This is a genomic window from Mycobacterium sp. 852002-51057_SCH5723018 (assembly GCF_001667035.1).
In the GTDB taxonomy this organism is placed as follows: Bacteria; Actinomycetota; Actinomycetes; order Mycobacteriales; family Mycobacteriaceae; genus Mycobacterium.
Map to the genome: position 1 here is coordinate 1 of NZ_LZIR01000054.1, position 24833 is coordinate 24833.

A 24833-nucleotide genomic window follows, 5' to 3' on the forward strand; every position below is an offset into this window, starting at 1 on the left:
CCCCGTCGACCCTGGCGGCGATGGACAGTGCGCTGATCAAAAAGCTCCCGATCCCCCGGCCCTGGTATGCGTCGGCGACGGTAAAGGCGATCTCGGCAAGGGTGCGATCGCGCTCGTCGCGGACGAAGCGCGCGTCGGCCACCGGGTCGCCCCCGTCGGTCACCACCCAGACGAAGTGATCGACGTAGTCGACCTCGGCCAGGTAGTGCAGCAGCGTCGGGCTGGGAATTCGGGCCGTCATGAACCGCCGGTACAGCGTCTCGCTGGAGAACTGGATATGGCCGCGCACGGTCCGTTCGTCGTCGCCGGGCAGCACCGGGCGCAGCATCAGGCGGGTTCCGTCGCGGACCTGGATCGGGATGGGCGTGATGAAGCCGGCCAACCGCTGCCGGACCGTGCGCAGCAGCCGCGGCATGACCCCGGGGATGTGCACCAACCGCGTGAAGGCGTCGTTGTCGCCGATCCATCCGGTCAGCGGTTCGGCTGTGGTGACCGTCGCGATCCGCGGACTGTGCCGCAGCAGGGCGATCTCCCCGATGATCGTGCCGGGCGCCGCCCGTCCGAGGGCCACCGCGCCATCGCTTCCGACGTGCCTGATCTCGGCGGTACCCGACGAGATCAGCAGGAACGAAACGGCCTGTTCGCCCTGCTGCATCAGCACCTGACCGCTCGCGGCCCGCAATGGCTGCAGGCGGGCCGCCAACGGCACGAGGTGCTCGGTGGGGCTGCCCTCGAAAATGTCCATCGTCGCGAGCTCCTCGGCTCGCGCGCCGGTCAGTTCGGCCACTGCGATGTTCCGCCGATCCGTGTTGCCATCTACCGCGCCAGGCCGGACACTCCCACGCGGTCGGACGTTGCCCAGGTTATGAGGTGCGTTCCGGCCACGGCAAGGATGCGTCGCGGTCGGGGTGTACCCACGGCCGCCCCGCGGGAAATGGCCCACTAGCCTGAGGTCGCCGCCGCAGGGCACACCACCCGGCGAAAAACCTCCACGAAAGCAAACGCATGAGCCAGGATCCGGTCTCGCGGACCCGCGCTCTCCTCGGTGAAGCCGCGGTGCTGCGGCACGGGTTCCTCGACGTGTTGGGCGAATCGATGAGTTCGCCGGCTCCGACGTTTGCCCAGCGCGCGATGAACAGCCCGTTGGTGGCCACCGTGTACGAGCGGCTGTGGCGACCGACCGCCTTCTACGCCGCCAGCGGCGTCACCACCCGGACCGAACGGCTCCGGGCGGCGTCGGCCCTTCGGCTGTCTGCCGCGCGACGGTTGCTCGATGTCGCTTGTGGCCCAGGCAATTTCACCGCGTCGCTGGCCGAAGAACTGCCGGACGACGGCATTGCGGTCGGCTTCGACCTTTCGGAGCCGATGCTGACTCGCGCGGTGCTGGACAACAGCACGGTGCGCACCTGTTACGTGCGCGGCGACGCCCGCAGGTTGCCGTTTCCCGACGACACGTTCGATGCCGTCTGTTGTTTCGGCGCCCTGTACCTGATCCCCGAGCCGTTCGGGGTGGCCCGCGAAATGGTGAGGGTGCTCAGGCCCGGGGGGCGGGTCGCCATCCTCACCAGCTACGCCGCCGGCGCGGCCCCGCTTCGCTATCTACTTACCGGTGGCGCGCACGTGATCGGGCTCGAGATGTTCGACCGCCACGCCTTCGTGGACCTGTTCTCGTCGGCCGGCCTGGTCGACATCGACCAGCTGACCCAGCGCGTGTTGCAGTTCGTCGCCGCGACAAAGCCCGGCTAGCGGCTCGCGTTACGAAGCCGCCTTACACACGCCGAGGATCCGCACCACCGGCGTGCCCTCTTCGCACTCCACGACCCAGGGATCGCCGTTGTCGACGGGTTCGGAGGTGAGCCTGAACATCACCGGTTGGCCCGTCCGCTGGGACATCTGCGTGCATTCCACCTGGAACAGGCGATAGTCACCGTCTCGGTGAATGGCAAGGGAGAATCCCGGGCGAACGGATTCGATGGGCACCTTTTGCAGGTAGTACTTCGTGCTCATCCGACGACATTAAAGCCGCCCCGCCGGGAAATCCGGCGCGCCACGCATGTCTTACCAAATATTCACAAGGAACTTAGCCGTTCACTAAGATTCCCGCAGAAAGTCGACGATGATCGCCGCCATGGAGTCGATCGCGCCGCGTGCCATCACTTCGAAACCGTGGGTGCTCAGAGTCGGCAGGCACAGCAGACCCGCCCGCGGGGTCAGACCGCTGGCCTTGGCGTGGGAGGCGTCGGACTCGAATGCGCCCAGGACGGCCGCCTGGGGCTCGAGTCCCCGGTCGGCGGCGATCGTCATCAGCCGGTCGGCGACGTCCTTGTCGTAAACGCACTGGGCGTCGCTGTAGCCGACGATGGGACCGCCGGCGACGCTGGTCCCGTACTCCTGCTCCGTCGGCCCCACCTCCAGCGCCAGGGTGAGGGTGCCCGGAAGCGCGGCGCTGGCGTACGAGCCGCCCACGCCGCCGATCTCCTCGTTGGTGGTGAACACGAAATAGGTGTCGCCGGCGGGCCGTTGCCCGCGCTCGCGGAGCAGGGCCGCGGCGCGCAGCAGGGCGGTCACCGCGGCGCGGTCGTCGAGGAAGTAGCAGCCCATGTAATCGCCGACGTCGACCAGCGTCCTCTTGCTGCGGTCGACGCATACCCGGGTGCCGGGGCGGACGCCAGCGGATGCCAGATCCTTCGGGGTGCGGCCGGTGAAGACGTAGACGTGCGACCAGTCCAGCGCCTTGTCGCCCTGGTCGGGTTTGGTCTCCCAGATCCGTGCGCTCTCCTGGGTGGTGTGCTCGGAGCCGAGTGTGAGCACGGCGGTGAACGTCTCGTTTTCGCCGAGCACGGCGACCGGGCCGAGTCCGAAGTTGCCGGGATACATCGTGCCGAGCTGCGTCACGTGCAGCGAGCCGTCGGGTTCGATGCGTTTGACGAGCATGGACAGTTCGTCCATGTGTGCCATGACCCGCGTGGCGTCGCTATGGCCGGCAGTGGTGGCGGACCGGTGGGTGGTGTCGTCCAGGTGACCGTCCGTCGCACGGATATAGCCGATCAGGTTGCCGGCCTCGTCGGTCCACATGTCGTCGACGAGGGGTTGCAGTTCGCGGGCACACAGCGCGCGCACCGCTTCCTCCTGCCCGCACGGTCCGTAGGCCCACAAAAGTTCCTGCAACAGGCCGTCGGTGGAGTCGCCCTCGCGGCTCGCCATCAAATCCCTTCCGTCAGGGGCGCCGCGTCGGCGCCGAGCCATTCGTCAGCCCCATCGGGCCGACAAGTGCTTCAGTACCCAGATCGATGGTCGGCGACTCCTCGGCGGCTGGGCGACTAAGCGCCTGCCCGGCCTCACTTAGGGGTAGCCACTTCCTGTTTCACCTCGTGTGCCGGAGATTGCTCCCAATTCCAAAAGTCGGGGCCGGGCACCGAAGCGGAGATGAACAAGAAAATCACGCACGGCAAGAGCATCGCGAAGACCAAAGCGAAGAGTGCCGCCACGTTGCCAGGCACACCCTTGGTTTGGCCAACGACCCCGTTGTACAGCGGCCCCGCCAACGCCATCCCGGCAGTCGACACCACAACGCTGATAAAAAGACCTCGGCGACGCCATCGCGCCAGGGTGGACTCCTCATGGCCCGCATCCCCCCAACGCATTCTTTCCCATCGAACCTGGTAATACCCTACGGTTCGTCGATAAATGAGTACGGCACTAAGCGCTGTTATAAACCCGAATATCGACCATACAATACCGGTCACGTGGCGCGGCGGATTGAGGCCGAAGTCGCGCATTATTCCGAAATAGAGGAGCGCGGTTTGAGCCAACAATAGCGATACGGTGGCAATGGCGACGAACACGAGGAAGTTGCCGAGATGCACCAGCGAGCGCCGGTCCTGCATTTCTGTTTCGGTCGTGCTCTCCGTGGCGTGGGCCATCATCCCCCAGGCCAGACCGGTGATCACGACAACGAAGCCCACGCCCAGCATGCCGAGAGCCGGCGCGGCTTGCGTCCAGGCAACGCTGCACACAGGTCGTCCACGGCTATATCCCGCAGGAGCGGCAATCGCCGATATGCCGACGAACTGATTGCCCGCAAGCGCCAGAACTAATACCCCGGGCGCAAATAGAGCAACCGCGTGGAGGACCTTGTCTTGTCGGCGTTCTCTGCCAAGCAAAAACGCAATGGCGCCGATCGCGAACCCCGCCAGCAGAGCCGCAAAGCTCGCATTAGCGGGAGAAGCGACGATAACACTCCATGGCGTATGCGCGCTTCGACAATGCTCATCGAGATGGATGAGATCCGTGATGAGCTCCATGACGCCATCCCTCGCGCAACTAGAACGGCAGCTGGCACAGATACTATTGAACTTTGCTGCAGGTGGCTAGACCCAATGAACCGCTTTCTATTTGCCGTAGGGCGTGTTTGCTTTCCAACAACCGTGAGTTCAGCTGGCCGCGATTACGGGATGCGGCGGACGGCCGAGGCCGACCGAAGCCGCTCCCCTGACGGCCGTCATTGACGCTCGTCATTGACGGCCGTCAGCGACCGGTATAGCGTGTGCCCATGGGTGCGCCGCTCATCACCCCGCATGCCCCGTCGGTAGCCGGAGGGGTCCGAGAAGTTCGCCGGCTGGAAACCCGAGCCCGCCTCTTCGACGCCGCACTCGGTGAGATCGGGCGGTCAGGACTGGCCGGCGCTGACGTGAGTGCCATCGCCAGCGCCGCAGGGGTGGTACGCGGAACGTTCTATTTCCACTTCCCCACCAAGGAACACGTCTTGGTCGAATTGGAGCGAAACGAAGAGGCCACGATTGTCTCCGAGCTCGCCGACGCGCAGACCGACTCCGATGATTTGGTGTCACTGCTGTCGTTGTTGGTTGAAGGTGTGGTTGCCGCCGAGCGACGCTTGGGCCCAGTGGTTTTCCGAGAGATGTTGGGTTTGCACTTCTCGGCAACCCGACCGGTCGAGGACGAACTGACCGAGCATCCGCTCGCCGACTTCGTCATCGCCGCGATCACCCGCGCGCAGGATGCGGGTCGAATCCCGCCAGACCAAGACGCGAGCGAACTCGCGGTGTTCTTCCTGACGGGACTATTCGCGCTACTCGCCACTGGCGTTCACGATTCCGCGGCGGCCGATGCCGTCTTGAGCCGGTACGTCACCACCATTGTGAAAGGAATGGAATCGCGATGACTAACAACGGAATTGACGGCTATCGAGACTTCTTGAAGAGGCGTGACGGGGAGGCCGACCTACTCAATCGACGCCTGGCAAATCGCGAGGACTTCTTCACCAGCCTGGAGACCAATCCCCTCCGATCAGTGCACCCCGCCGACCGCGCCACCTTCCTGCACAACCTGCGCCGGCGGCGACCGGAGAACGGCTTGGACAAAAAGATGCTGTTTCTGCTGGCGACCGCCAAGCTCAACCAGGCGGAACGCTTCGGGGTGGGCCTGGGTGAAACCTACGGCCTCAACAGCGACGAGAACCTTCCCCCGGAGCGGGTGTACATGGAGCTTGAAGAGCACTATCACACCCGGCTACTGGCATACGTCCTGGACGTGTTCGACCTGACGTTTCAGGTGGTGCCACCGCCTTTCGTCATGCGCCAATTCGTCAAGATCGCCGTGTTTCTGCCCGAGCGGCTCAGCTTCATGTTCGTCGGGGCCGCCGAGATGGCCGGCTGCGTCTTGTTCGATGAGCTGCGCCGCATCGGCATCGAACTTTTCGCCGACGAACCCGAGGTGGCCGCGCGCATCGGTCGGCTCTACAGCGAAATCCTCACCGATGAAATCGGACACGTCGGTTACTGCGCTTCGCGTTGCACCACCCCGGAGCGGGCCGTCATGCGGTGGCTGTACCCCCGCCTCGTCAGGCTGTTCGCCCGCCAAACCGTCGAGATCAGTCTGCTTGTCGAGCTCGAAGAGCTGCGCGCTCGCCTGGACAGACCCTTCGACGTCGGGGAACTCACCGCCGGCTTGGACAACGAGACGTACCTGGTCGCACAGCCGTGAGAAGGCACTGCGAGTGAACTGCTCCGGTTTGGTTCCGATCTCAGTCGGGAGATTGGAAGCAATGCCCGTCAGTATTCGCCGAGTTTCCACGTGCGCTTGCTTCTGTTGGTCGCGCGGCGACAACGATGACAACGCCCTCGCAGAAGCGGTCAACGCTTCGTACCTAACCGAATTGATCAACCGCGGCAAACCCCCTGGCGCTGCATCGATGACGTCGAGTTGGCAATGGTCGAATGGTCGCCTGATACAACCCAGGAACGCCTGAACGAAACCCTCGGCTAGATGGCACCGGCCGAGTACGAGGCCGCCTCACACTTGCGAGCCAGCCAACCCCGGTCCTCGCACCGAAAACCTCGGTAGTTCACATCGGCCACCGGATAAAAGCCCGATGGCCGACCAGACGAACGACCTTAGCCTGCGACAGCGCGAAGATACGCCGAGGTCCCCAGGACGTTGATCTGACCAGTCCCAGAAGCCGCAAACGCCCGCACGTTGTAGGTTTCTGCCGCAGTCTTGGGAGGAATCCGAAAGGAAATCGGAACAGCAGGGCCATAGTTCAGAGGGCCGTTGACTGTGAACACATTGGTTTCAGCAAAGATGCCCCCACTTGAGTTCACAATCTGGATCGTAATGGGCTCATCACCGCTGGCGCTATAGCACAGGCCCACCTGCGCCTCCACCATAATCGGCAGATTCGAGAAAGGAACGCTAATGGACAGCCCAGAAACGTTCGCTCCGGAGCCCGCCGCAGACGCAATCGATGGGCTGGTGTAGATATTCGCCCACGCGATCTCACCACGAGCTGAGACCAAATACTCAGCGTTCGACGGAGATGGGATCACCTGTACCTGAGTGTCGGACCAGGTCTCAGTCCAGCCCGAAATGATGTCGGTGGTAGCCACAACCCCACACTCGTGCCAAGCCCAGTTGCCGGCCCAGCTCGCGATGTCGCTATCGGTGACCGCGACACGGTTGCCGTCCGGCAGAACGACATAGCCCGAGGTCCTACCTGCTGGATGGTAGATCTCGACCTCGTACTCGGTGACACCGTCTGACGTCAGAGTCGAATCGAAAGCACCGGTGGCCAGGTCGGTGAAGACCGGTGAACCACTAGCCCAGGTGCACTTTGTCAGGCCCCAGGTCTGTGGACTGACGTACAGGTGTAGACCGAACCGTAGGCTTGTGTTCTGCAGTGCGATCGATTGATTGGAGATGGCGATACAGACAGCACCGCCGTAGGTGGTCTTACCTCCCGCGTTATTGAAGACGAATCGTCCCCCAACCCGCGTGACTGGCGCTCCGGCATCGAAATAGCGGTAGGCGTTTCCGGAAGTCGTGGGCAGGCTTGTGAGAACTCCATTCTTGATCTGGAATGCTGCGTCCGAGCTCGTGGACGCGTAAGAGACTGACTGACTTGTGTCTTCCGTAGTCGACGGTGACAAGGTGTTTGACACCTGGCGGTAATTAGTACGTCGCACAGGTACTTCTCGGCCATCTGCACGCAAAGACCATAGGAAGCTGGCTATGTCGGGGGAAGTCATACAAGGTCCTTCCAGGAGAGCTAGGGACGACACCTGTGGATGAGCGCCGATGAGGTGGCGTGAAAGTGGGCGCGCCTTCCCGAAGATGATCATCGCGGCATCATGTATTCGATCCAGACCGGCGTTGCGCGCTGGTTGGGAGGTACGCCCTTGCTCATGGTAGTTCGCGACACGGAACCAGCCAACGGCAGCGGCCGGAGACGCAAGCCGTCGCTGCTCGATGAGGTAATCCGCGATGGCGCTAAGCAGCTGCTGGTCGCAGCCCTGAAGGCTGCAGTCGCCGCGGATGTGGAGCAGGGCGCCGACCAACTCGACGAAAGTGGTCACCGGCTGGGAGTGCGCAATGGCCGGGCTGACTGCGGCCGAAGCGGTCGAGGTCACCGCCCCGGGGTCAAACGAAAACGTATCGACCCCGATGCCGGTGAGCACCAGCAACTCACGCGCCCGCCAAGCTCGCGCAATCAGTGTGGAGCCCAAAATTGTCCAGCGATTCTGTGAACTCGGATAGAGCCGGGGCCACTTATTGCAGTGCAGTTGATGATGCATGGACCGACGTGTGGGTGTGCCTGCAAGCCGCGGCGTACTCGGCCAGGGTTCGGTAGCCCAGGGCAGAGTGTCGGCGGTGGTGGTTGTACTGGTGTTTCCAGTCGCTGATGACCACGCGGGCCTGCGCCCGTGACCAGAAGCTGCTGATATTGAGGCATTTGTTGCGGATCCGGGAGTCGAAGGATTCGACGTAACCGTTGCGCCAAGGCTCCGCGGGCGGGATGAAGTGCAAACCAACGCGGCGGGCAGCCCAGTCGGCCATTGCCGCACACGCCAATTCGGGTCCGTTGTAGCAGCGCAGCACCGTCGGATGGGCGCCCCGGTCAAGCACAAGCCGTTCGAGCTTGTTGATCAGTTCCTCGGCGGTGATACTGCGTTCCACAAGGTCACCGAGAGATTCGCGGGTGTGCGCGTCGATGATCGACACAATCTTGATCGGCCGCCCATCGGTAGTCACGTCGAATTGGAAATCGACCGCCCACACCTGGTCGGGCGTACCGGCACTGACCGGCGGCGCGGTGGAGATGCCGTGGCGTTTTCGGCGGCGACGCTGAGGTCTCGCTTTCGAGCAACGAGAGGAAGAATCACTATTACGAGCCAACAGCGACATGGTTTGTCACCGCGGGTAGACCCGTCTTCAACGAAGGATGGGTCGCGGTAACCGCCCACACTCGGCCTAACAGGCCGCAGTCACAGGCGACACAGCAGCACCGCGGCGCCGGTCCCTAGGCGAGTCATCACTTCCGGGCGCTTCAAGACCTCGAACACGACAAGATCGCCGGGGTCGAACCCGAGGCTGCGCACGTCGATACCCGTGTCGGGACGCCGGTCACCGGGCCAGCGCAGGTCAGAAACCATGTCCGCGTGCAATCGCGGCGCGAGGTACCGGATGCGATCGAGCCGCAGCGAAATTCATTGCCACACAGGCGAGGTCGTCGTTATCCGTCACGAAAGACCCTTCGGCTCCTCGCGCTCGGCGATGGTGTGCAGCGGTTCGATCGTGTGGGCGGGAATCGGGCGCGACCTCCGACGTGTCGCAAGCGAATTCGTAAGGTTTGAAGTAGTTAGTCAGGCCCCGTCAGAGGTAGAAGCCCTCCAGCGTTGACGACTCTTTCGCCAGGTTGACAATCACGCCAAGCACCGGCGTATCAAGCACCTTGATGCCGGCGACCAGCTCCGAGAGCGAAAGCGTCGTGGTATTGAGCGGTCGTACGACGAGTGCCACCGCGTCCGCCGCGCCGACGGCCAGTTGGGCATCGATCGAATCGTGGAACGCAGGTGTGTCGATGAGGATGACATCGCTGCCGGGACGCAGGGCGTCCACTTCTCTGCCGAGGATTTCCGCTGTCAGCCCTTTTGTCGAACATGTCACTGTCGTCACCGGCTCAGTCCGGTTGCCCGCTTCCGAGGGCCCCGAGGCCGCCGCGACGGGCTTCGTCCCTTCCGGCTGCTGGCGCGTGGCCAAACGAACGACGCCCACCGTACGTCCACGGTCGGCGAACGCTCGGGCGAGCGCCATCGTCGCCACGGCGCCTTCATCGCCCCGGTGACCGGCGACAATGGCGACGACGGCCGGGATTTCGACTTTGGGTAGTCGCCGCAACACGGACTCAACGTTGAGGCTGAGTCGCAATGCCTCCTGGCTGAATTTCCCGGACTTGTCGAACGCTTTGTCGACGTTGCCGTTGGAGCCGAGGGCCTCCGTTTTGGGTAGCTTTCCGATGATTTCGCTGCCCGCTATCTCCTCGAGCTGTCGTCGCGACCTCACTCGTGTGTCAAAACGTTCAAGGAACCAGATGATGCTGCCCGCGGCGAGCATAGCCACGACGACCGCCATGAATGCGGCCGTCCCCATCGAAAATCCAGAGACCGTGGCGCTGGCGGGATTCGCCTTCGTCACCACTTGGACCAAGGGCGGCATGTTGGGGTCGTTGCCAACGTTTTCCAGCTTTGCGACGTAGGCTCCTAGGACGTCGCCGTATCCGTTCGCGATGTTGGCGGCGCGCTGCGCATTGCTATCGGTAACCGAAATAACCATCAGCACAGTGTCTTTCACCGTGGTCGCCGAGACTTGGGACACGAGCTGTTGTGGCGTCACGCTCAGACCGAGCTTGTCGATCACCATTTGCGCCAAGTCGTCGCTGTGAAACATCTTGACGTACGTCTGCGCCCGTTGCCGCGAGAACAGGTCGCCCTGGTATGCACTTGAGGAAGTCTTCACATCGGGGGCCCGGAGGAAAAGTTCGGTAGACGCGGTGTATTTCGTGCCGGCGGTAACGTGGTAAACCGTCGCGCCGACTACCGCGACAGCGAAACAGGCGAGTAAGACAGGCCATCTCGACCTGACGATTGTCCAGGTTCTCTTCAGTAGCTCCACTTTTCTCCGCCCCCGCTGTTTTACTGACGCATCGTTCTTGGATGCCCGTGATCGGACGACGGCACCGCGGCAGGCGACGAAAACGCTTGACCGGCAACGAGAACCCGCCCTAGGTGGGTGCCCCAAGCCAGCCGCAGTAGCCTTTCGCTTTCGCGAATCTCTTCGGCGGTGGTTTCCGCTACGGGGTCGACCAGAATCGATGCGCCGACTTGGCTCGCCAGGTCCACGGCGTCGGCCAGCTCGAGCACTGCCGGGCCGACGACGATGACGTGCCCGTAGCGGCCGGACAGGTCGATCAGAAGGTTACGCATTTTCGGACCCGTAAGTTCTCTTGTCGGATTCGCCGGCGGAGTGCCGGCCGAAATCCAGCTGATTCGTCTGCGCTCATCCGACTGGATGACAGAGTCCAGTGTCAATGGCTTGCAGAGGAGATCACCCAAACCGGCGGTCGAGTTGTCTTGATCGGCGTTGAAGTCGGCGCACACAACAATGGTGGACGATCCTGCGTCAGCAAATGCGGTAGCGAGTAGACCTGCGACGATACGGGCCGCTGGGGTGGACACGGGCGATGCGACCAGCAGCGATTGGACGCCGGCCTCGGTCAGCCCGTGTGCGACTTCCAGACGCAAGAACTTGGCGTCGTTGTGAATCTCGTCGAGGGGCAGCTGGTCCTCGGCCGTGAGCACACCGAGTACCCCAGGTTCACCGGGAAGATCGACGCCGCTCCGGATTCGCGCCTGCATCCGACCTTCTCGCGCAGTGGCGTACGCGGCGACGTAGGTCAGTGCGAACAAAAATCCGACGATCGCTCCGCACCCGATGTTCAGCAGGGTTCGTGGTGACAGGGGCCGTGACGGAACGGACGCGGGTTCGATGAGTATGGGTTGAACCGGAGACACCACACCAGCGTGCGGGCGCTCGAGATCCTTGATCGCCTCGATGGTCTGCCGCGCGGTCGCATCGGCGATCGACGCCGCTCTGGCCGGGGAGGCGTCCTCGGCTTTGATTTGTAGCACCACGGTGTCGGGAACAATGTGGCCGCTCAGCTGCTTGGCGAGGTCTTCACCGGATTCCCGCAACCGCAGTCGTTCGACAACAGGGCCGGTGACCAGCGGCGTTGTCACGAGCCGTGCGTAGCTCGTCATGCGCTGCTGGGTGAATTCGTCACCGTACGCCAGCATCCTGCCCCCTCCGACGTTCGGATCGGCCAGCGCGGTGGAGTCGTTCCAGTCTGGTGTCGCGATGAGGATCCTCGCGCTGGCCTCGTAGACCACCGGCAGCAGCAGGTTGATCAAGCCGGCCACAGCGGCGCCCAACAACGCGCTTGTAATCAGCACCAATAACCTGTTGCGCACGGTGGCTAATAGCGCCAGCATGCCCGTCACGACAGGAGCCCCATCCGCTTCAGGTTGTCAATCACCTTGGTTGCGTAGTACGTCTGACCGTGACTGCTGAGTTGGACGTTGTCACGCCACAGCAACGGCTTCACATCGACGTCGCGGTACCAGTGCTGCGCTACCGGATCGATCACGTAGGCTCCCACGCTTTCGGCCGTGCGGCTAAGTCCTTGTGCGAGGGCGGGATAGTTCGGTGGCACTTCTGGAGTGGCGAAGGATGGGATCATCACGATGATCTTGGCGTGCGGCCAGTCCAAGCGGACTTTCCTGATGTACTGGTCAGCGGCCGCCACCACTCGGTCTGGTGGCTCGTCGAGGTCAGTCCGGCCGCCGTCGATGAGGATGTAGTCGGGGCGGTAGGTCGCCGCGTCGCGATCGAGGCCGTCGATAAACGGCACGCGCCGAGACGAGGAGTTGTCAACGCCGTGAACGTAGCCGGTACCTCGAGCGTCCAAAACCAAACTCCAGCCGAGTTTGTCGGCAATCACACGGGGATAGGTAACGATTTGAGGATCACCGACTCCGCCGGCGTACGAGTCGCCGATGACAAGCAACTTGGGCGCCTGATCGAACATTTGCTTCAGGTTCTCGACAACCTTGGCTGCATAGTACGTTTCACCGTCGTCGTTTAGGTGCACTCCGTCGCGCCACAGCAGCTGCTTCACATCGATGTCGCGGTACCAGCCCTGCGCCACCGGATCGATCACATACGCTCCGACGCTTTCGGCCGTACTGCGAAGTCCCTGCGCCACGGCGGAATAGCTCGGTGCAACAAGCGATGAGGCGTAGGAGGGACAGATGATCACTATCTTGGCGCTGGGCCATTGTGAGTGAACCTTCTTGACGTATTGATCGGCCGCCGCCAACACCCGCTCCGGTGGTTCATCTAGGTCATTACGGCCACCGTCGATGAGCACGTAGTCGACGTAATAGTTGGCTGCATCGTGGTCGACGCGATCGATGAAGGGCACACGCGGCGGCGAAACGCTGTTAAGGCCGTGTACGAAGCCGGTGCCGCCTTGAACGTCGAGGGCCAAACCCCAGCCCATATTGTCGGCAACCAAATGCGGGTAAGTAACGACCCGGGCGTCAACGCCGCCGGCATAGGAGTCGCCGACGACGAGCAAGGTGGGCTTGTACTCGAACATCGCCGATATTGAACGGTTGTTTTCGCGTGATCCCGATTGATCGTTCGAGCGGTTTGTGCCGCTGCCCAGCTCAAAGTAAGCCAGGCCGGCGACGGTCGACGCTAATACCGCGATGACGATCAGCAGGGTCGCACGGTGCGCAACCCACAGTGTGTTAGACATGGACATAATTCGTCCTTGGCGGTTCAACGCCTACCACAGACGCTGGTTCGGGCGGGACGTCGCGCACACGAGGTTTGGTCTTGGCGCTCTTTCGCTTTCGCTGCCGCACGAACGCCGAAAACACCAGGATGAAAAACAGGTAGGAGGCTGCCTGCAGAAGCGAGCCGCGCAGCAGAATCAACATGTAGAACGGCAGAATGCAGGCAAGCAGACCCGGCATTCGGTAGACGTCGAATTGAGCATTCAGACGGGTGTCCCAGCGGTGCAGGCCAAAGCCCAGGGCGAACATACCAACCGCGAGGACCAGCCAGCCACCGTTCAAATAGAACTCGATCCACAGGGGCGCGGACAAGTTCGTGAAGGAGTAACCGCGCTCATTCGCGATATATATTCCGGTGTCCACGGGCTTATCCGTCCAAAAAACCCTTGGCAGCCAAAAAAGCAGCACACCAGAGAACTGCCTGCCGGGCACAATTCCCTCTCGTGTGGCGGCCAGATAGCCGTTTATCAGTTCTGCAAAGGAGTCGTAGTCGGGCGAGAGCAACGATTGGACCGGATTGGTTGACTTCAACTCGGCCTGCGTGCTGTACCGGAATGCATCGGCGAGCGGAAAGATGAAGAGCAACCCGGCAATGAACCCGCAGGAGGTGAGACGGAAACGCTGGGTGGTGGCGAATAATCCAAACGCTGTGCCCGCAGCAAGCATTGCGGTCCCAGAGAGGTAACGGGCGTTCGAAATCGGATTCATGCTGTTTACCAGGAGAACTCCGATGATGACGATCAGCGTCATGTTGCCGCGCATTACAGGGGTCGAGATACGTTCTCCCAAGGCGCACGCCCTCTTAGCCTCTCCGCGGAAACGCAACAACGCTATCAGGGCGACCAGCAACGCCATATAGGTGCACGCGCGCGTCATCATGCCGAGGCTGCCCGGCTTCCAGATGGAATCATAGATTGCGTATGACTGTTCACGGGTTTGCAGAAATTGAATCCAGCCGACACGTGAGAGGTAGTAGATGTTGAAGAGGATGGCAAACCCGCAAAGCAGCATGGTGCGAAAGTAATTAACGGTGAATAGCTGGTCGACGATGTCGCGGGTCCGCTTGGACGCCTGCCAACGCCGCTGTAACGTGACCTTGTCCAATCCGGCGCCGGCAAGGAATGCGCAGCATCCGACGATGACGATCAACGCCGCCGCGCCGGTGTAGGTGGCATCGACGCGGGGAACCGTGACGGGCCACTGGTTTTCTCGGAGCTGAGCCAGGGGCGCCAGGCATAGAAAGCAATAGCCGTACCCCCAAAACATCATTTCGAACAGCCGCCGTTCACCGTTGCCTATCAGCCAGGCGAACCGCGCGGCGCAGATCGCCAGCGCCGGAAGCGACCAAAGCCAGGAGAAGTTGGCGGGGATACTAGTGAAGCGAATGATCGCCGCGGGGACGAACACCGCCAATGTGGCAAAAATCCACAGCGTGATCAGCGCCTCGTTCACCGGTGCCTTCTCCTGCGGGCGCAGCGTCATCGCCAGCCGCATCGCTCTTGGCACGCCGGCGTTCGGAAGGTCGCGGGCGGTGATGGTTCCGACGGCTGCCTGACCATCGGTGGCCGCGCCGATGGGACGCGTCAAATCCGGCGACACCCGCTGGTTGCGATCCCGGCTATCCGGGCCGGCCGGCGTGGCCCACGGCTCGAACCGAAGCAGCGCTATCACCGCGATGAACGTGGTCGCGGTCGCGATACCAACTGCGATCCCCGCAGCAGTGCGGAAGAGAACCGCACCCCCGAACGCTGCCGCGAGCGCAATCAGCGCGTAGCCGGCCGCGAGCTTCAGCGCATCGGCGCCGCGGTTGAAAGCGCGCAAAAAGATCGCGACGGCAATGATCCACGCTGCTATCGCGTACGCGAGAGCGATGATAAGAACGATCTCTTGCATCGCCTCGAACGTGCGGCCGAAGAGGACTGTGCCGGCACCGACAGGCATGAAGAACAGTCCCACGCCGATGAGGAGCGAACCCGAGGAAGTGACCAGAGCCACCCTGGCCAGGGAGCTCCACACCTGCGCCCGCATTAACCGTTTGCTTCGTGGGAGCACCGCCCAAGCCATTGCCCACGTCGCGATGGCGACTGGCGCCAGCAATGCGGTGGCGCCGAAGAGCGCGGCTGTGTCTCCGGGAGACAAGAAGACAGCAGCGAGGAGCAGTACCGCACACACAGTCGCTTGCCCGAGGCCAGATTTCGCGCCATCCCGAAGACGGCGGTGCCAGCCTTCGGCGAACCACGCGCGGTGACCTCTGAACGTCGGAGCGACCCGAATACTGGCCAACATTCCGATCAGGGCGAGTATGGCCAAGGCGATCCAGCCACCGATGAGGTAACCGCTGGTCGCCACGGGTGGGTGCAGCCACGTCGCCACCAGGAGCGCGGCCGAACCGGCGAACCAAAGCCCGTCCCACAGCGCCGCAACATGTGGCCGCCGCTCGGCGACTGCCACGTAACGCAATACGTTTTCCACCAGCACGACCGGTGTGGCAGCGATGAGCAACATAGCCGGCGCACGGATTCCCGGCCCCGCAATTGCCCACATGACGCCACCGACGATGGGGCTGGCGAACAGGGCGGTGGTCACGGCGAACGAGCCTTCCCGACGGATCTCGGCCCGGGTGCGCCCAGCGCACAACAGCGGCGTGCCCAGGGCACCCCGAAGGACGCCGCTAGCGGCAGCGAGCACCGTGAGAAGCACCGCAATCTGACCGAAGTATTGGGTGCTCGACACCACCGCGACCGCATAGATGATCAGTCCGTTGCCCAGACTGAAGACCCGGTCGGCGGCACCCGAGACGGCGCGGACCTTTCTCATCGACAAACCCTGGGTCATGCCTCAGTCCTTATTGCCCGTCGCCCAGATCTTTTGGAAACCTCCGGTTGAATCGGTCGCGCCGTGGTTCGAATAAAGTTGGAATGTGGCGAAGCTGCCCTGCCACTCCGAAATGCGCGGATCCGTCACGATTTTGCGTGTGCCGGGCAACTCCACCGTTACTTGGGCGCCATCAATCGTCAAGCGCGCTTCGTAGGGCGTCACACCATCTTGCTGCAGCGGCTGTCGAAAGAAATCGGCCGCGATCACGTCCAGTGGCGCGCCGTCGCTGCGAGAGACGCTGATATTCCAATTGATGGGCGTCACCACGAGATTGATCGGCAGGGGTCTGACCATTGGCGGAACATGTTTGTCGATGCCTCGCGACACCACAAGCGCGATTGCGCCCGGAGTCCCGGACCCGGGCCTGAAGACGAAGCGCGCGCCCATACTTCTCACGGAAAAACCGAGATTGCCTGAACTAAAGAACGCGGAGGCGGCCCCTTGCGTTGTGGGCTGATAGGTCAACGCGCCGTCCTGAATTCTGAATTGATCGCCGGGGTCATTGGAGCTTGAGGCCAAGCTGGCGGGCCGGCCGCCGTCGAAGTGGTCCGGCGCCGGCCCGTTAGGCATGGCGGCGAAATCGGCTTCGACGCGAATGCCCGGAGCGGCAATCGGCGCATTCTCACGCAGAAATCCCCACCAAAGTGCCATGGCCACAATAAGTGTCAGCACCAGCGCATAGAGAACTTGCGCTAAGCCGCCGGTTGAGCGGACGGTTCTAAGGCTCGTCATTCAGACCCCCGTTCGAGAATCTGGCTGTAAAGCTTTTCCAACTCACGGCCGACACTGCCGATGCTGAACCCGGACTGCACCGCCGATTGGCCGCGCTCCCCCATGTCACGGGCACGCGATGGATCGGAGAGGAGAACCGATATGGCTTGCGTGACCGACTGTGGGCTGCCGTCGACAACCAAACCGCATTCGTGGGTCCTGACGAAGTCCGCCAGACCACAGTCAGGGCAAATGATGACGGGAACGCCGAGCGCGAGCGCCTCCAGCACCGTCATGGGGAATGGTTCTCGCGCCGCGGGCAATACATAAGCGCACGCGCGCGCCATACGCTCGTTGGCGAGATCCGGTGGGACGGCCGGCTCCCGCCGAATGGAGTCCTCGCCGAACCCTTCTACACGCGCCCGGTGGATGACCGTATCGACGCCCACCTCGGCGCCTTCCGCAGGCCCGACGATCGCGAACTGCGCACGGACTCCTGACTTCAACAGCGACAAGGCGGCTTGCGCAAAGACGTCGGGCCTCTTGCGTTCGTGCAGTCTTGCGAAGAACAGCACCTCGGGTAAATCCGCTGACCGCTCTCCGGCGGCCGTGACCGCGGGTGTCGGCACGCCATTCGGCAGTTGCCGAAGCCTAAGTCCGGAGCCGGCGACGGTGCAGAGGTCACGGCGCTCGACTTCAGTCAGATACAGCACAGCTGCTGCGGACCGGAGCAGTCTGACCGTCCACAGCCGATCGATGAGCGGCGCCAGTGGATGGGTGCGGGGTGCGACCATGCCGTGCGTCTGCACGACAAAAGGAATTCCCATACGGCGCAGGCTGTCCGCTGCCGGAAGGGTCACCAGATCCCGAGAGAGGTGAAGGTGGGCGATGTCGAATTTCGGTGCATTCTCATTGAGCCAACGGCCCAGCGCCGGAGCACGCGTCGCCGCATAGCCGAAGCCAGGCATCACCCGCCTGGCAGGAAACAGGTGGGCGGGAACACCACCGACGTCTGCCGGTGCCTCGTCGAACCCGTTGAAGCCGGCGGCGATGACGGCGTCGTGACCCTTGTCTCGCAGCGCCGAACATAGGTTGACGCATACCCGTTCCACTCCTCCGTACGCACCATCCGGGGTCACCAGGGCGACAACGTGAAGGACCTTCATGTCACGCCATCCCGGCCACCGGTGGACGCACCCGCCTGCGGCTCGCGCACGGTCCTGAATGCGGAGGCCGCCAGCTCGTGGCACCACTTTTCGTAGCGGCAAATGGCGCTGTCGCGATCGAGCACCTCCCGTGAGAAGCGCTTGCCCGCTTCCCCGAATTGCCTGGCCGCGGTCTTGTCCCGACCAATCGACAGCGCTGCGTCGAGTAGTGGGCGCGGGTCGGCGGGCGGGACAATCACACCGGCTCCGGCGGCCCGAATCTCGCCGGCGGCAGCGCTCGACTGGTCTGTTGCGCCCACGACCGGCTTCCCGGTCATGAAGTAGGTCGTCAGCTTGCTCGGTACGGCCATGTCGCCGACACTGGGTTTCTCGTTGAGCAGGAGGACATCCGCGGTACTTAGGACTTCGCGAAATTCTCTGTCCGGCAACGGTTCGATGAATTCCAGTGTGGGAAGGCGCCGGCCGTCCTCCTGGAGTTTTCGCCGCTGGTTACCGTCGCCGACCAGGACGAACCGAATGGTGCATGGTGGCAGCTCAGTAGCGGCCAGGCGGGCGGCGGCCACCACGTTATCCAGGCCTTGCTTGACCCCCATGTTTCCGGCATGCACGACGATCAGCTCGTCGCCGCCCCACCCGTATCGTCTGCGCACATCGGTAGAGTCGCCCGATGTCGGCTCAGTTGGGAGGCCGAGATGTGTCCAGTTACGGATAACGGCCAATCCCGCGTCGTCGATGCCGACCGCGTTGAGGACACCGACGAAGCGGTCATGGATGACTGCCACTCCTGACGCTGCGCGCAACACCTGTGCCTCGAAGCGCGCCGCCATGTCGGCCGACTTGCCGCCCATCGCACCGGTTTCGACCACTCCCTTGCCGTAGAGGTCTTGAACGACGACTCCGACGGGTATTCCTCGCAGCCGGGCGGCCGCGACGACGCCGGCCGTAGCCAGCAACGCAGGACTCACAGCGATGACAACCGAGGACCGGTCCATCGTTGTGGTCAGCGCTGCTCTTGCGAAACTGGCTTCCATCAGAATCCGGTTGCGCGGGCGGGGATTTCGTGGGACATAGTGCCGCACCCGGTGGACCCGTACCCCGTTTATGATCTCTCGGTATGACCGCCTGGAGCGATAGGCGTCGTGGATCCGCCATTCCGGATAGTGCGGCATACCGGTGACCACGCTGACATCGTGTCCGTAAGCCGTCAAACCTTCCGCCATCCCGGTTGTGTAGGGAGCTATCCCGGTCACCTCCGGAAAGTAGTTGATCCCGTAGATTTTGATCTTCATGAGGTCACCTTCTGATGCGAGCGCGACGCCAAGATCGTGGCTCCTCCGGGAACGTCCCGGGTGACCAAAGCCGTGGCGCCGACTGTCGCTCCGTCACCGATGCGGACGCCGCGCAATACCGTGGCCCGCGTGGCGATCCACACCGCGTCACCGACGACGATAGGTGCATTATCGAACTCGAAGGTGGGGCTGAATCTGTCGTGGCTGCCGGTGCACAGCAGAACATCTTGAGATATGCAGGTATTCGATCCAATCAGCACGGGCTCGAGGTTGAGGATCCACACCGATTCACCGATCCAGGTGTGCTGCCCGATCTCCAATTTCCAGGGCCAGTGGATTTTGACGTCATGGCGTATGAGTGTTCCCTTACCGATGCGGGCACCGAACCAGCCCAGGATGAGCACTCGCAGGCGGTTAGGACACCACCACTGCATGGTGATGCAGCGCGACACCAGCATCCACAGCACCTGCATGGGCCACCGTCTGCCCTTGCTGTAATTCGCACCGGTGAAGTCGCGCAGGGAGAACCGTGCGCTGGGTGCCAGAAGCGGGTTTGATCCGATTCGTTGAGTCGTCCGGTCTCTGATAACCATGCCCTCACCAAATGCTTTCGTCACCGGTATGTCTGAAGAATCAGCGGCGCATGGTTGACGGCGGCGCGGAGGTGCGACCGCTCGGCATCGGTTTTGTGGCAACCGGTCCGGGTCCCGCCGGCGCGACTCAAATGGGCTCCGCTGGTCGCTATATCCGACTCGAGCGGTGCTGAGCAGGGCACGCTACACCCTCGCTGACGCGTGATGAGTCCGATACCAGTCGAGGGTCGCACGAATCCCCTCCTCGAGGGATATTCGAGACTCCCATCCGGTTTTTCGCAGAAGGCTGACGTCCAGCAGTTTTCGTGGCGTGCCGTCGGGCTTGCTGGCGTCCCAACGTGTCTCTCCGGTGTAACCCACGGCGCGCGCGACTATTTGGGCCACCTCGCGGATTGTGTGGTCAACACCCGTGCCGACGTTGACTTGGCTTGCACCGTCGTAGTGCTCCAGCAGGTGCAAGGACGCGGAGGCCATGTCGTCAACGTGAAGAAACTCGCGGCGGGGCGATCCACTGCCCCAGTTCGTAACGACCCCCTGATCGCTGCTCTGCGCATCGTCATAGCGGCGGATCAGCGCCGGCAAGACGTGCGACGTCGTCGCAGAGAAGTTGTCGTTGGGCCCGTAAAGGTTGGTCGGCATTGCCGAGATCCAACGAAGCTGATACTGGCGACGCACGGCTTGGACTTGGATGATTCCGGCAATCTTCGCGATCGCGTACGCGTCGTTGGTCTGTTCAAGCGCGCCCGTGAGTAGGGCCTCTTCCGTGATCGGCTGCGGAGCGAACTTGGGGTAAATGCACGAGGATCCAAGGAAGAGAAGGCGTCTCACCCGTTGACTGAGAGCCGCGTCCAGAACGTTGACCTGGATCTGGAGGTTCTCAGAGATGAAGTCGACCGGGAAGGCGTTGTTGGCAAAGATTCCGCCGACGCGCGCCGCGGCGACAACGACAATTCGCGGCCGTGCTTCCTTGAAGAATGCGAAGGTCGCGCGGCGATCTGTGAGGTCGAGTTCCTCATGTGTGCGGGTGAGGATATTGGTGAAGCCCTGAGAGGAGAGGTGCCGGCAAATCGCGGAACCAACCATCCCACGATGGCCCGCAACAAATATCGCCGCATTGCGGTCCAATGGGCCGGGCATAAATCGCATGTCCTCCAAGGCGATTCAACTCCAGACCGGCAGCATTGGTGTGTCTATGCTCAGGCTGCCCTCGTGCTTTAACGCCGCGATGTCCGCGTCGACCATGATCCGCGCCAGCTCGGGAGCCCTCACCGATGCCCGCCACCCGACAACCCGCTCGGCTTTGCTCGCGTCGCCAACCAACGCATCGACCTCCGACGGCCTGAGGTAGCGCTCGTCGAATCGAACGTGTTCCCGCCAGTCCAGATCCACATAGGTGAATGCCGCTTCCACGAAGTCACGAACCGTGTACGGGTCGCCGGTGGCCAGCACGTAGTCGTCAGGCTCGTCCGCCTGCAACATCCGCCACATTCCTTCGACGTACTCCGGTGCATATCCCCAGTCGCGGACAGCGTCGAGATTTCCGAGATAGAGGTAGCGGTCCTGGCCTGCTTTGATCCGGGCCGCAGCGCGGGTGATTTTTCGGGTCACAAATGTTTCGCCGCGCCGTGGCGACTCGTGATTGAACAATATCCCGTTCACCGTGTACATTCCGTACGCTTCACGGTAGTTTCTCGCCATCCAGTAGGCGTACACCTTTGCGGCACCGTAGGGTGACCGGGGATAAAAGTCGGTTTCCTCACTTTGCGGCGGTGGCGACGCCCCAAACATTTCCGAACTGGACGCTTGATAGTACCGGCAATTTACCTTGCCAATGCGCAGGGCCTCCAGGAGGCGGGTCGAGCCCAATCCGGTGGTATCGCCGGTGTGTTCGGGTTCATCAAAACTGACGCGAACATGTGACTGTGCAGCCAGGTTGTATACCTCATCGGGCTCGATCGTCTGCAACAGGGTGACGAGGCGGGCACCGTCGGAGAGATCACCGTAGTGCAGGAACAGCCTGGCGTCGGGTTCGTGAGGGTCGACGTAGAGATGGTCTATGCGAGCTGTATTGAAAGTGGACGCACGCCGGATCAGACCGTGTACTTCGTATCCTTTTCGCAGCAATAGCTCCGCCAGATACGAGCCATCTTGGCCGGTAATCCCGGTAATCAAGGCCTTTTTCATGAACTGTTCCTCATTTACCGAGTCTCTGTTGGGCCGTCACGCAACGCTCCCTGCCGATACCAGCCACTGACAGGGGAAGCGACCAGCGCTTCGTGTGACACCCCAGCACCGCTGTCTCCTTATCGGGGCGATCAACACCGCGAGGCCACCCAAAACCGATGATCTATGTCCAGGCTATATTACATACTTATCGGATGGTCGCAAGCCGAATCGCTATCTCCGAGTATCTCGCCACGGATCCCTGGACAAGCGGGTGGGACAAGGTGTCGGACGTGGTCGACCGGCTCACAGAACGGGATGTCGCGCGTTATGGGCGACCCGCATGGCAATTCCCGACAGGGCCGGGCGCCGGCCGTGTCGTAGGGGCGCCGTACCGGCAGGCCATCGGTCAGGCGGCTGAAGCACAGGCGAGATCGCGCCGGCGAGCGTGCGCGGCGCCATTCACGTCGCGGACGTGCGCGAGCAACATCTCTGGGCAGACTTCGCGGCGCACTGCACCGCCGGAGGCTGCAATTCGGTGCAGTAGCCGATCAGCTGAAGCGACAGAGGCGCCGGGCAGTCGCGCCCCGCTGCACCACGTCCGGGTGGCTAGCCTGCCTCCGGCTCATAACCGTCGAGCCGAAAGTCCTTATCGTCGAACGCAGTGACCGGTGTGTAGTGGGACTCACGATCCCACCAAGCAAATTCTCCAACTTCCTTCACGAAACGAGCCGGCGCACCGGCATACAGGCCGGATGTCGGCAGTTCGCTGCCTTCCTTTGCTTTCACTAACAGCGCCCCGGCCGCCAACATCGAACGGTCGGGCAGGTAAGAGTCTTTCAACATGACACATGCCGTTGAAGTCACCGCGTACTTGCCCAAGACCACTCTCCCGACCGTGGTCTTGTTATCCGCAATATCGAGTTCGTGGCTTTGAATGATGCTCTTGATTCCGCCAAGCGCGGAATATGGTCCCAAAATGACTTGACCGGAACAGTCTATGTAATGCCTATTGGCCACAAACGACTGCTCTTTCATCCACAGCATGCCGACGTGGTCGCTATAAATCTGATATTCCGGTGCCGCCGTGAACTGGTTCCAGGACCCGATGAAATTTCTGCTATCTAAGCGAACATGGGCCAAGCCCTTGAAGATATTGAAACCAGAAATAATGGAACCGTTACCCAGGGAGAAGACTCCGCATCCCAAGACCAGGATTGGTCCGATGACGGCGTCATCGGCGATATCATTCCCTAACGCGCGCAGTGCCCATCGCTTGAAACCGCCGCTCGGCAGCAGCCATATGATCAGAGAAAGATACTTATTGGGCTTTTTCGGTGACCCCATCTGCCGTCCTTTTCGAATCTGGTCAGCTTGTACCCCACGTTGCTTCGGGCTGATGTTACTCATCCGCCCCGGCGCGCGCATACCGTGGATGGCGCTTGACCGGGTCAAGGTGACCGGATCGGGAGTGGCAGGCGGCATTCGTACCGGCGGCTACTGCAGAGACCGTCGACCACGGCCGGTCGCGTCCGCGCCGTAGCCCTTAGAACCCACCTTCGAGCATTGACTAAGCGCGCCTGCGTATCCAGGGCCGGGACACAAACCGGTTTCGCGACTCAATAACAAAAGAAGAGCCGGCACAACGGTCGGCTACCACTCGTTGACAATCCAGCTCTGCTACCGAACGCGCTGGGTCAGGACCGATCGCTGGCGACGCAACTACGACGCCGGTAGGCGCAAGCGGCGATTTTCCCCCGCGTCTACAGCGGTTATCAGGCTCTTCGGAGGCGTAACACGGGCGGCGATTGGGTGACAGGAATAGGCGCCGGTCATACTCGGCATAATTAGTCAGATACCGACGAGTCGACGCCGCTAACCCTCACGTTTGGGATAAGCCATCTCCCGTCGAAGGGCCGGCCAAGCGATATGGGATTTTCAGCAATGATCCATTGTGAGCGCCTGCGCGATTCCGGCGAACTGGTAGAGATAGATATATTCCCAGTACCACAGCGGCAAAACGTAGTGGCGGGGAACGGCTTTGGCTGAGATCGAGACGTCTAAACTCGACAGACATTGATGAAACAACAAGCGAGCACGGGGCAGATGGTATCGCCACGTGACGATGAGAACCTTATTCCACTTGTGCTCGGCGGCTAGGCGGCGCGTCATGATGGCCTCGCCGCGAGTGGTCGATGGATCGGGCTTAGAGCAAATCACGTTTACTGCATCGTAGTGACGTAGACATACTTGGCTCATCAGCCGGTCCGAGGCAGGATACGGATTCGAAAGCACCACCGTGGATGCAAGCCCCTGCTGGGCCAACGCCAGGCCATAGCCCTCGCGGCCATCGTGCTCTCCGCCGAGCACCACGACAGCGTCCACCCGCGACACAGCGGTGTCTGCGGCGTCGCTAAAGACGATGTATCCGGCAATACCGTTGAATCCCACCATCGCTATGGCAAACGTGGCGATGAAAGCCGCCGTTTGGCGAGCAATACGCCAGAACACAATCAAATGACTGTTGCTTCAGGTAAGGAGTGCTGTAACTCAAACGCGCAAGTCACAACACGTTGGTGCGCAGCCGCTCCAGAGAGCTGAGTGTTGGTCACAAATGCCTCGGTCGCTCAGACACCTACCGCAGACCCCCAACCACGCGGTATTGGAGGTCTTGAACGTACGGAGTTTCAGTGACATCGACGTCGGACCGCGCGGCGGCGCCGCCAGCGCCGCCCCGCCGGAATCTCGGCTGAAATCGATCCCGGACTCAACGGAAAGGTGCAAATTCCACGGCCCGCCGGGACATCGGCGGCGGAGCGG

21 protein-coding genes and 2 pseudogenes are annotated in these 24833 nt (G+C 62.2%); 4 read left to right on the top strand and 19 right to left on the bottom strand.

What is annotated here, in order from left to right; genetic code table 11:
* Positions 1–745, bottom strand: a 745-nt coding sequence (locus tag A5764_RS11465) for a GNAT family N-acetyltransferase (protein ID WP_156664629.1), incomplete at its 3' end; no start/stop codon positions are given.
* 260 nt (positions 746–1005) lie between these two features.
* On the opposite strand from A5764_RS11465, the gene A5764_RS11470 reads away from it, so the two are divergent.
* A complete protein-coding gene (locus A5764_RS11470; RefSeq protein WP_067113257.1) occupies positions 1006–1746 on the top strand; it encodes a class I SAM-dependent methyltransferase in 741 nt (246 codons plus the stop codon).
* A gap of 9 nt (positions 1747–1755) precedes the next feature.
* Here the strand turns inward: A5764_RS11470 and A5764_RS11475 are convergent, their stop codons facing one another.
* The 3 genes from A5764_RS11475 to A5764_RS11485 form a co-directional block, all read right to left on the bottom strand.
* The gene (locus A5764_RS11475; protein ID WP_067113259.1) at positions 1756–2007 is read right to left on the bottom strand and encodes a hypothetical protein; all 252 of its coding nucleotides are present in this window, start codon (positions 2005–2007) and stop codon (positions 1756–1758) included.
* An 84-nt stretch (positions 2008–2091) separates the two neighbouring features.
* The gene (locus tag A5764_RS11480; RefSeq protein ID WP_067113262.1) at positions 2092–3204 is read right to left on the bottom strand and encodes a M20/M25/M40 family metallo-hydrolase; all 1113 of its coding nucleotides are present in this window, start codon (positions 3202–3204) and stop codon (positions 2092–2094) included.
* Between the two features lie 134 nt (positions 3205–3338).
* Positions 3339–4304: a hypothetical protein gene (locus A5764_RS11485; RefSeq protein WP_156664625.1), complete on the bottom strand. Its 966-nt coding sequence runs from the start codon at positions 4302–4304 to the stop codon at positions 3339–3341.
* Positions 4305–4552: 248 nt separating this feature from the next.
* On the opposite strand from A5764_RS11485, the gene A5764_RS11490 reads away from it, so the two are divergent.
* Both A5764_RS11490 and A5764_RS11495 read left to right on the top strand, forming a co-directional pair.
* Positions 4553–5182, top strand: a complete 630-nt coding sequence (locus A5764_RS11490; RefSeq protein ID WP_067113270.1) for a TetR/AcrR family transcriptional regulator — start codon at positions 4553–4555, stop codon at positions 5180–5182.
* Complete coding sequence (locus tag A5764_RS11495) at positions 5179–6003, top strand: hypothetical protein (protein ID WP_067113272.1); 825 nt, start codon at positions 5179–5181, stop codon at positions 6001–6003. The genes A5764_RS11490 and A5764_RS11495 overlap by 4 nt, the downstream gene beginning before the upstream one ends.
* A 410-nt stretch (positions 6004–6413) precedes the next feature.
* On the opposite strand, the gene A5764_RS11500 is transcribed toward A5764_RS11495, so the two are convergent.
* Positions 6414–7544, bottom strand: a complete 1131-nt coding sequence (locus A5764_RS11500; protein ID WP_369807307.1) for a hypothetical protein — start codon at positions 7542–7544, stop codon at positions 6414–6416.
* 150 nt (positions 7545–7694) lie between these two features.
* Between A5764_RS11500 and A5764_RS30045 the strand changes: the two are divergent.
* A pseudogene (locus A5764_RS30045) lies at positions 7695–7985 on the top strand (IS256 family transposase); the annotation flags it as partial.
* A 79-nt stretch (positions 7986–8064) separates the two neighbouring features.
* On the opposite strand, the pseudogene A5764_RS11505 reads toward A5764_RS30045, so the two are convergent.
* From A5764_RS11505 to A5764_RS11565, 14 genes and pseudogenes are all read right to left on the bottom strand, one after another.
* Positions 8065–8646: pseudogene (locus A5764_RS11505) on the bottom strand (integrase core domain-containing protein); the annotation flags it as partial.
* A gap of 134 nt (positions 8647–8780) precedes the next feature.
* Positions 8781–8948 (bottom strand): hypothetical protein, encoded by a 168-nt coding sequence (locus A5764_RS28240; protein WP_156664627.1) that lies wholly within the window; start codon positions 8946–8948, stop codon positions 8781–8783.
* Between the two features lie 220 nt (positions 8949–9168).
* The gene (locus tag A5764_RS11510) at positions 9169–10467 is read right to left on the bottom strand and encodes a Wzz/FepE/Etk N-terminal domain-containing protein (protein ID WP_197501330.1); all 1299 of its coding nucleotides are present in this window, start codon (positions 10465–10467) and stop codon (positions 9169–9171) included.
* 20 nt (positions 10468–10487) lie between these two features.
* A complete protein-coding gene (locus A5764_RS11515) occupies positions 10488–11843 on the bottom strand; it encodes a Wzz/FepE/Etk N-terminal domain-containing protein (RefSeq protein ID WP_369807308.1) in 1356 nt (451 codons plus the stop codon).
* Between the two features lie 5 nt (positions 11844–11848).
* Complete coding sequence (locus tag A5764_RS11520; protein WP_067113284.1) at positions 11849–13174, bottom strand: SGNH/GDSL hydrolase family protein; 1326 nt, start codon at positions 13172–13174, stop codon at positions 11849–11851.
* Positions 13167–16049 (bottom strand): hypothetical protein, encoded by a 2883-nt coding sequence (locus A5764_RS11525; RefSeq protein ID WP_067113287.1) that lies wholly within the window; start codon positions 16047–16049, stop codon positions 13167–13169. The genes A5764_RS11520 and A5764_RS11525 overlap by 8 nt, the downstream gene beginning before the upstream one ends.
* 3 nt (positions 16050–16052) lie before the next feature.
* Positions 16053–16823, bottom strand: coding sequence for a hypothetical protein (locus A5764_RS11530; RefSeq protein ID WP_156664628.1), 771 nt, complete (start codon positions 16821–16823; stop codon positions 16053–16055).
* Positions 16820–17968, bottom strand: coding sequence for a glycosyltransferase (locus A5764_RS11535; RefSeq protein ID WP_067113293.1), 1149 nt, complete (start codon positions 17966–17968; stop codon positions 16820–16822). The genes A5764_RS11530 and A5764_RS11535 overlap by 4 nt, the downstream gene beginning before the upstream one ends.
* Complete coding sequence (locus tag A5764_RS11540; RefSeq protein WP_067113296.1) at positions 17965–19257, bottom strand: glycosyltransferase; 1293 nt, start codon at positions 19255–19257, stop codon at positions 17965–17967. The genes A5764_RS11535 and A5764_RS11540 overlap by 4 nt, the downstream gene beginning before the upstream one ends.
* Positions 19254–19850: an acetyltransferase gene (locus A5764_RS11545; RefSeq protein WP_067113299.1), complete on the bottom strand. Its 597-nt coding sequence runs from the start codon at positions 19848–19850 to the stop codon at positions 19254–19256. The genes A5764_RS11540 and A5764_RS11545 overlap by 4 nt, the downstream gene beginning before the upstream one ends.
* 183 nt (positions 19851–20033) lie before the next feature.
* Positions 20034–20996 carry a GDP-L-fucose synthase gene (locus A5764_RS11550; RefSeq protein WP_067113307.1) on the bottom strand — a complete coding sequence of 321 codons (963 nt, stop codon included), beginning with the start codon at positions 20994–20996 and terminating at the stop codon, positions 20034–20036.
* A gap of 15 nt (positions 20997–21011) precedes the next feature.
* On the bottom strand, positions 21012–22034 hold the full coding sequence (gmd, locus tag A5764_RS11555; protein WP_067113302.1) for a GDP-mannose 4,6-dehydratase: 1023 nt from the start codon (positions 22032–22034) through the stop codon (positions 21012–21014).
* Positions 22035–22622: 588 nt separating this feature from the next.
* A complete protein-coding gene (locus A5764_RS11560) occupies positions 22623–23441 on the bottom strand; it encodes a hypothetical protein (RefSeq protein ID WP_231989685.1) in 819 nt (272 codons plus the stop codon).
* A 510-nt stretch (positions 23442–23951) separates the two neighbouring features.
* Entirely contained in the window at positions 23952–24524 is a 573-nt protein-coding gene (locus A5764_RS11565; protein WP_231989686.1) for a YdcF family protein, read from the bottom strand.
* Between the last annotated feature and the right edge of the window lie 309 nt (positions 24525–24833).